Genomic DNA, 2,119 nt, shown 5'->3' on the forward strand with positions numbered 1-2,119 from the left:
ATTCCCTATAACCTGCAACGCCATGGGTAGTTTGCGCTCTGACAGCCCTGCGGGAACGGAGATCGCCGGCAGCCCAGCCAAACTGGCGGGAACCGTGAAAACATCCGTAAAATATCTATCCATGGCACTGAGGGGCTCTTCAATCCCAGTGGCCTCCACCGGGGTGGTCAGCGCAAGTATGCAATCGACCTTCTTGAAGGCCTCTTCAAAGTCTCGTATCACAAGGCATCTCACCCTCTGGGCTTTGTCATAGTAGGCACGGCGGTAACCAGAAGACAGCGTATAGGCCCCGATCAGCATCCTGCGCTTCACTTCCTCACCAAAATTAAGGCTCCTAGTGAGCTCGTACATCTCATCTATGGTTTCACCCTCTACCCTAGTGCCATACCTTATCCCGTCATAACGAGCCAAATTCGACGACGCTTCAGACGAAGCGAGTATGTAATATACGGGCAAGGCATAGGTGGTATGAGGTAGACTGATTTCCACAATTTCCGCGCCACAGTCCAGCAAATGCTTGATGTTCTGATCCCACATCGCTGCTATATCCCCCCGATTTTTCGGGAGTTCGTACTCCTTCGGGATACCAATGCGCACTCCGCGTACATCACGGCTAATACCACCCAAAAAGTCTGGCACAGCCTCCTGAGAAGACGTAGAATCTTTTTGATCGTAACCGCATATTGCATTCAGCATCACCGCTGCATCTTCCACCGTGCGGGCAAGCACCCCAGCTTGGTCCAAGGAGCTCGCATATGCTATCATACCCCAGCGTGAGCACCTACCATAAGTTGGTTTTGCGCCGACAACGCCGCACAAGGCAGCAGGCTGCCGGACAGATCCACCTGTATCACTGCCTAACGCGCCCGCACACAATAACCCAGCCACCGCTGCGCTAGACCCACCTGATGACCCACCAGGCGTTAAATCTTTTCCCTCAGTGCCTTTCCACGGATTTTTGACCGGCCCAAAGCAGCTATAAGTGTTCGAAGACCCCATAGCAAACTCATCCATGTTGAGCTTGCCCAACATTACCGCACCGCTGTCCCACAACTTTTGGGAAACAGTGGATTCATAAGTTGGCACAAAATTTTTTAATATATTAGAGCACGCTGTGGTTCTTACTCCCTTGGTGCAAAAAAGGTCCTTAACCCCCACCGGTATACCAGACATTGGGTGAATGGGCTCCCCACGCTGTAATAGACCATCCGTCCTGTCCGCAGCCGCCAATGCCAATTCAGGAGTGGTTGTGACAAACGCATTGAGTGTATCTTGCTCTACCGCGCCAATATATGCCTCAGTAAGCTCCCGCGCGGAAAAGTCTTTATTCTTCAGGCAACGATGCGCCTCTAAAATCGATAGCTTTAAGAGCTCACGCTTCATACAAAACGGTCAAAAATCCACCGGCGTGATGGAGGTTATCACACTTTGTGAGCGAAGCAACTGAATTTAGGAAATACAGGAACCGAATGTTCATGCCTCTACATCGCAAACATGAAACCACGGTGCCTCGGGCGAGATGTATAATCACCAATTCACGTATATCATGCAGCGGGAGCGTTGCTATATCGCACACACAACACAGCCTACAATAGCGGAGAAGGTTGAGGCTTCCAGCGCCATTCGCTATACTTGCTGTGTGTCCCACTACGTGTAGACTGGTAGGTACTGGTATTATGGTGTTCATGCCGCGCTGGCCGAGAGTTCTAGAATGCCGCGTTCCAGACTTCCAGCTCGATAGAATAACTAAAATGCTGGAGAGGCTGGGTAACCCTGAAAAGCACATGCCCCCAGTTGTGCACGTCGCCGGTACGAATGGGAAGGGTTCCACGATCGCGTTCCTGGCCCATATCTTTCGCTCTGCGGGAATTAGAGCCCATGTTTATACGTCACCACACCTAGTAGAGTTCAACGAAAGGATAGTGCTCAGCGGAGAGCAAATTTCTGATGCCTACTTGGATGAAATTTTGGCAGAGTGCGAAGCAGCAAGTAGTGGCATACAGACTACATTTTTCGAAGCAACAACAGCCGCCGCTTTCTTGGCGTTTTCCAAAGTAGAAGCTGATATCACACTCGTAGAGGTGGGTATGGGCGGCAGGCTTGATGCCACAAATGTTGT

General features: G+C 51.0%; 1 protein-coding gene and 1 pseudogene. One reads left to right on the forward strand and one right to left on the reverse strand.

Annotation, left to right across the window (positions count from 1 at the left end; translation table 11 throughout):
- Positions 1-1,383, reverse strand: a 1,383-nt coding sequence (gene gatA / locus GAC_RS02860; protein ID WP_037349406.1) for an Asp-tRNA(Asn)/Glu-tRNA(Gln) amidotransferase subunit GatA, incomplete at its 3' end; no start/stop codon positions are given.
- A 293-nt stretch (positions 1,384-1,676) separates the two neighbouring features.
- On the opposite strand from gatA, the pseudogene GAC_RS02865 reads away from it, so the two are divergent.
- Positions 1,677-2,119 (forward strand): annotated as a pseudogene (locus GAC_RS02865) (bifunctional folylpolyglutamate synthase/dihydrofolate synthase); the annotation flags it as partial.

The sequence above is a fragment of the Anaplasma marginale str. Florida genome (assembly GCF_000215485.1).
Lineage (GTDB): Bacteria > Pseudomonadota > Alphaproteobacteria > Rickettsiales > Anaplasmataceae > Anaplasma > Anaplasma marginale.